General features: G+C 78.6%; 5 protein-coding genes. 2 read left to right on the top strand and 3 right to left on the bottom strand.

Features of this window, described 5'->3' with window-relative positions; genetic code table 11:
- On the top strand, positions 1–613 hold a 613-nt coding region (locus NH602_RS27585), incomplete at its 5' end, for an AAA family ATPase (protein ID WP_253069320.1).
- A 42-nt stretch (positions 614–655) separates the two neighbouring features.
- On the opposite strand, the gene NH602_RS27580 is transcribed toward NH602_RS27585, so the two are convergent.
- Together NH602_RS27580 and NH602_RS27575 are read right to left on the bottom strand one after the other, a co-directional pair.
- Positions 656–3,193, bottom strand: coding sequence for a GNAT family N-acetyltransferase (locus tag NH602_RS27580; protein WP_253069319.1), 2,538 nt, complete (start codon positions 3,191–3,193; stop codon positions 656–658).
- A 77-nt stretch (positions 3,194–3,270) separates the two neighbouring features.
- Complete coding sequence (locus NH602_RS27575) at positions 3,271–4,281, bottom strand: zinc-dependent alcohol dehydrogenase (RefSeq protein WP_253069321.1); 1,011 nt, start codon at positions 4,279–4,281, stop codon at positions 3,271–3,273.
- Between the two features lie 264 nt (positions 4,282–4,545).
- Between NH602_RS27575 and NH602_RS27570 the strand changes: the two genes are divergently transcribed.
- Positions 4,546–5,016 carry an Hsp20/alpha crystallin family protein gene (locus tag NH602_RS27570; protein WP_062401829.1) on the top strand — a complete coding sequence of 157 codons (471 nt, stop codon included), beginning with the start codon at positions 4,546–4,548 and terminating at the stop codon, positions 5,014–5,016.
- Between the two features lie 59 nt (positions 5,017–5,075).
- Here NH602_RS27570 and NH602_RS27565 read toward each other — a convergent pair.
- Positions 5,076–5,482: hypothetical protein (locus tag NH602_RS27565; RefSeq protein WP_253069318.1), on the bottom strand; the 407-nt coding region annotated here is incomplete at its 5' end.

Here is a 5,482-nt window from a genome sequence, read left to right as displayed (position 1 = left end):
CGGCAGCGGCAAGACCACCCTCGCCGGGGCACTGGCCGCGGCGACCGGCGCCCGGCTGCTGTCGAGCGACCTGATCCGCGACGACCTCGACCGCGGCCGTCCCGGCGACGGTGCCCGCCCGGGCAGCGGCACCGGTGGCGACGGCACCGGGGGCGGCACCGTCAGCCGCGGCACCGTGAGCCGCGGCACCGTGAGCCGCGGCACCGTGAGCCGCGGCACCGGGGGTTACGGCACCGGCCGGTACACACCCGAGCGGGTCGCGGCGGTCTACACCGCCCTGCTCGACGCGGCCGGTCCGCTGCTGGGGCGGGGCGAGTCGGTGGTCCTCGACGCGTCGTGGACCACCGCGGAGCACCGGCTCGCCGCCCGCGTGCTCGCCGCGCGGCACCACGCCGTATGCGTGGAGCTGCGGTGCGCGGTGGACCCCCGCACCGCCGACGCCCGGATCGCGGCCCGCGGGCCGTCGCCGTCGGACGCCGACGCCGCGGTCGCCGCCCGGATGCGGGCCGCCGCCGCCCCGTGGCCGGAGGCGGTCCGGATCGACACCGCGGGCGGCCCCGGCGCCGCGGTCGGAGCGGCCCTGTCGGCGTGGTCCGCGGGCGTCGGGTGCTGAGGGGCCGCGGAGCGGGACACCTCGGCCCCGTCGCCGGGGGGCTCAGCCGCGCAGCCGTATCCGGGCGTCGACCGCCGTCGCCCCCACCCCGCCCCCGCCGTCGGGTCGCAGGACCAGCGGATTGATCTCCGCCTCCACCACCCGCGGGACGGTCCGCACCAGCCAGCCCCACCGCAGCAGCACGTCGCGGACCGCGGCGCGGCCCTGCGCGGCCAGCCGCGGCCCGAGCGCGGAGTCGGCGACGGCGCCGTCGGCGTCGTCGGGGGAGGCGACCGCGAGCAGGTGGCTCCGTCCGCCGACCGCGTCGGTGGCGCTCCCCCCGGGGCCCACCGTGAGCACCGGTCCGACGACGGCGTCGACGGTCGCTCCGACCAGGACCTCGTCGCCGTCGGACACCATGGGCTGGACCAGGACCCCGCGCAGGGTGTCGCCGAACCGGGCCGCGAACCGCCCGACCACCGCGCGGACCCCCTCCTCGGAGTCCACGTCCAGCACGACACCGCCGGCCGCGGCCTTGTGCAGCAGACCGGTGGCCTCGGCCTTGAGCGCGACCGGTCCCCCGGCGGCCCGCCACCGCTGCACCGCCCCGTCCGCGGTGCGCACCCGCGCCACCGGCGCCGCGGGGATCCCCGCGGCGCCGAGCAGCTCCAGGACCCCGAGCGGGTCGAGCCAGCCCTCGCCGGCTCCCGCGACGGCGGCGTGGGCCCGGGTGGTGTCGGTCCGGAGCAGGGCCGGGACCGGGTCCGCGGCGTGCCGGAGCCAGTGTCCGCGGCGCACCCCGGCAGCGACGGCCGCGGCGGCGGAGGTCACGTCGTCGTGGACCGGGACCCGGTCACGCGGGCGGGAGCCGCCCGGCGCCACGACGACGACCGGCACGGGCTCCCCCGCGGCGTCGCCGATCTCCGCGAGCGGGTCCCCCAGGTCGGTGGGCACCCCGGTGACGACCACGGCGTCCACTCCCGGGTCGTGTGCGACGACGGTGACGGCGCGGGCGAAGGCCCGGGCCCCGACCACGGCGGTCGTGTCGACCGGGCCGCCGACGGCCGCGGTCGCGGGCAGGATGCCGGCCAGCGCGAACCGGGTGCCGGCCTCCATCCGGGCCACCTGCAGCCCGGCGTCGGTGCACGCGTCGGCGGCGAGCACGCCCAGGCCGCCCGCGTTGCTGACGATCCCGACCCGGGGCCCCGCGGGCAGCGGCGCGCTCTGCAGGGTGGCGAGCATCTGGACGGCCTCGCGCGGGTCGCGGGCGAGCAGCAGCCCGGCCTGCCGGTACAGCGCGTCGCGGGCGGCGCGCGGGGTCGCCGTGGCCGCGGTGTGCGACGCCGCGGCCCGCCGCCCGGCGTCGCTGCTCCCCGACGGGATCACCACGACCGGCATCGTGCGCGCGGCACGCCGCGCGACGGCGGCGAACTCGTGCGGACGCCGGGCGGACTCCAGGTAGAGCACGGCGCCCCGGGTGCGGCCGTCGTGCGCCCACCAGGCGAGCAGGTCGTCGGCCGCGACGTCCAGGGCGTCGCCGGTGCTGACCAGCGAGCTGATACCGAGTCCCGCGGCGGCCAGCTCGTGGCCCAGCGCGACGGCGATCCCGCCGGACTGGGCGGCCACGCCGATCTCCCCCGCCGGGGCGGTGGCGGCGAACGTGGCGTCGAGGGCGACCCCGGCGGCGGTGTCGACCAGGCCCAGGCAGTTGGGGCCCACGAGACGCATCCGGTGGTGAGCGCAGACCGCGGCGAGCCGGCCGGCGTCGGCGCCGGTGACGCCGGAGGTGAGCACGAGCAGCGCGCCGACCCCGGCCCGGCCGCAGTCCTCGGCGACCGGCACGACGGCGTCGGCCGGGACGCAGAGGACGGCCAGGTCCGGCACGGTGCCGAGCTCGCCGACGGTGCCCGCCCACGGCAGGTCCGGGGCCGGCGTCCCGCGCGGGTTCACCACCGCGAGCGGCCCGCTGAACCCGCCGCGCCGGATCCGGTCCAGCACGGCCCGGCCGACCGTGCCCGGCCGGCGCGAGGCCCCGACGACCGCGACCGAGGCCGGGGCGAGCACCGGGGTCAGCGAGATCGCCGACGCCGCGGAGACCCGGGACCAGTGCGGGTCGTCCGACAGCGGGGTGGGGTCGCCCGTCTCCAGCCGGACGTGGGTGACGGGCCCGTCCGGACGGGTCCGCAGCGGGCGCCCGAGGTCGGTCAGCACCCGCATCATGGGGGCGTTGTCGGAGGCCACCTCCCCGGTCAGCGTGGCGAGACCGGCCGCGGTCGCGGCCCCGGCGAGTGCCTCCATCAGCAGGGTCCCGGCACCGCGGTGGCGCGCCGCGGGGGCGACCAGGACGGCGAACTCGGCGGTGGAGCCGTCCGGGACGGGCACGTAGTGGGCGACGCCGAGCAGCTCCCCCGCCTCGAACACGCCCACCGCGTGACCGGTCGGGGCGAGCACCGAGCGGGCGGTCCGCCGCGGGTCGGCGGCCGAGGCGGACAGGTAGCGGAAGTGCCGGTCGGTCGTGTCGAGACCGGTGTGCAGGGCGGTCACCGCAGGCAGGTCGGACCGGTCCAGCGGCCGGACGACCGCCCGGCGGCCGTCACCCAACAGGACATCGTGACCGCGGCCGGCGACGGGCTCCGACGGATCCCCCGACCGGGTCGTCGCCGACGCGGGGACGACCATCAGAACTCCATCACGAGCCGGGCCGGGACCCGCCCGGCGAGGAGGTCGTCGACGGCGGCGTTGACGTCGTCGAGCTTGCGGGTCTCGGTGACCACCCGGGTGCGGCCGCGGGCGTGCAGGTCGAAGACCTCGGCCAGCTCCTCGCGGGTGCCCACGATCGATCCGAGCACGGTCAGCCCGCCCAGCACGAGGTCGAAGATCGGCACGGTCAGCGTGCCGTCGGCGGGCAGCGCGACGCACACGAGCCTGCCGCCGCGCCGCAGCGAGCGCAGTGCCTGCCCGAAGGAGTCCGGCGAGGGGGCCAGCGCGACGGCGACGTCGAGCCCGCCCAGGTCGTGAGTCGCCTCGACGGGGTCGGTCGTGCGGGCGTCCACCACGGCGTCGGCGCCCAGCCCGGTCGCCAGTGCGAGCTTGGCGTCCTCGACGTCGACGCCGACGACCGAGGCTCCGACCAGCCGGGCGTACTGGACGGCCAGGTGGCCCAGGCCGCCGATGCCGAACACCCCCACCCGTTCGTCGGGGGCGACCCGCGCGTTGCGGATCGCCGCGTAGGTGGTGACCCCGGCGCAGGTCAGCGGAGCGGCTTCGACCGGGGGGATGTCGTCGGGCACCGGCACGGCGAAGCGCTCGTCGACCACCGCGTACTCGGCCCACGCGCCGTCCACCGAGTAGCCGCTGTTGGTCTGGCTCTCGCACAGCGTCTCCCGGCCGCTGACGCAGTAGCGGCACCGGCCGCAGGCCGACCCGAGCCACGGGATCGCGACCCGTCGCCCGATCGCCCGGTGGTGGGGACCGTGCACCGACTCCACGACGGTGCCGATCCCCTCGTGCCCGGGCACGAACGGCGGGCGGGGCTTCACCGGCCAGTCCCCGCGCGCGGCGTGGACATCGGTGTGGCAGATGCCGCTGGCCTCCATCCGGACCAGGACCTGCCCGGGGCCCGGGACCGGCACCGGGATCTCCCGGATCTCCAGGGGCGCTCCCAGTGCGGGGACGACGGCGGCACGCATCGTGTTCACGGCTGCTCCTCGGTCACCGGCGGCGGGCCGGTGGGGCTGCGGCGGGGGGAACTGAGGTCGCGGCCGACGCTAGGTACGGCGCCGGCCGCGGAGCAGGGCCGGAGGGCGCCCGGCGGCCGGGACCTTCGGCGACGGCGGTGACCGCCGCGACGTGCGGGTCCTCGGGCCGCGGGCACCGGGCCGACCGTCCCTGGTCGTGTCCGCGCCCGCGGGCCACGGTGGGGGGCGTCCTGAACACACGAGGGAGGACGTCCGATGAGCAGCACGATCACGCGCCGGGCCGGGGCACTGCCCGGCGCACTCACCGAGATGGAACGGATGGTCGACGACTGGTTCCGCGCGTTCCCCGTGCGGCGCCCGGTGTACGCCGGCCGGCTGCGCGAGGAGGCGGCGATCCGCGTCGACGAGTTCGTCGAAGACGGGGCGCTGGTCGTCCGGGCCGAGCTGCCCGGGGTCGACCCCGCCGCCGACGTCTCGGTCACCGTGGCCGACGGCCTGCTGACCGTACGGGCGGAGCGGGGCGGCGAGGAGGAGCGGTCCGAGGACGGCTACCGGAGGCGCGAGCTGTGGCGCGGCACCATGTCGCGCGTGCTCCAGCTGCCCGAGGGTGTGGTCGCCGACGACATCGCGGCGAGCTACACCGACGGCATCCTGGAGATCAGGGTGCCGATGCCCGAACCGCCCGCACCGGCCGAGGCGACGATGATCCCGATCAGTACCGGCTGACCCGGAGCGGTCACGGCACGGCGGCCGGGACCGGGTCCACGACCCGGCCCCGGCCGCCGTCATGCCTGCGGGAGGGGGCCGGGGGCGGCGTCGCCGACGGTCAGCCGCTGGAACATCGCCGATTCCGGCGCCGGGTCCCGTCGTCGCGGCGCCCGCCCGGCCCGCACGACGGGGCACCCGGCGGGCGGGTGCGCGGGCCACGCCGCGTACCGGGCCAGCACGACGAGCCCGGCGGTCCTCGACTCGTCCCTCAGCACCCGGTCCCAGCCGTCCCTGCGCAGCTCGGCCTCGAGGTCCACCTCGCCGGTCTCGACCGCGATCTCGTCGGTGACCGCGTCGAGCAGCCGCCGCGCCATCGCCGTCCGGGCGGCCCCGGTCGGCGGACCGCCGGCCGTCCGGCGTGGCGGCGGGACCACGACGACCAGCCGCAGGTCCCGCCCCGACCGGCGGGCGACGTCGGCGGCCC

Source organism: Pseudonocardia sp. McavD-2-B (assembly GCF_024124365.1).
In the GTDB taxonomy this organism is placed as follows: Bacteria; Actinomycetota; Actinomycetes; order Mycobacteriales; family Pseudonocardiaceae; genus Pseudonocardia; species Pseudonocardia alni.
This window is presented reverse-complemented; position numbering and strand designations above follow the sequence as displayed.

Coding starts and splice junctions, on each gene's coding strand:
- NH602_RS27575 (WP_253069321.1), bottom strand. CDS start 4,281: ATGCGTGCCGCCGTCGTCCCCGCACTGGGAGCGCCCCTGGAGATCCGG.
- NH602_RS27570 (WP_062401829.1), top strand. CDS start 4,546: ATGAGCAGCACGATCACGCGCCGGGCCGGGGCACTGCCCGGCGCACTC.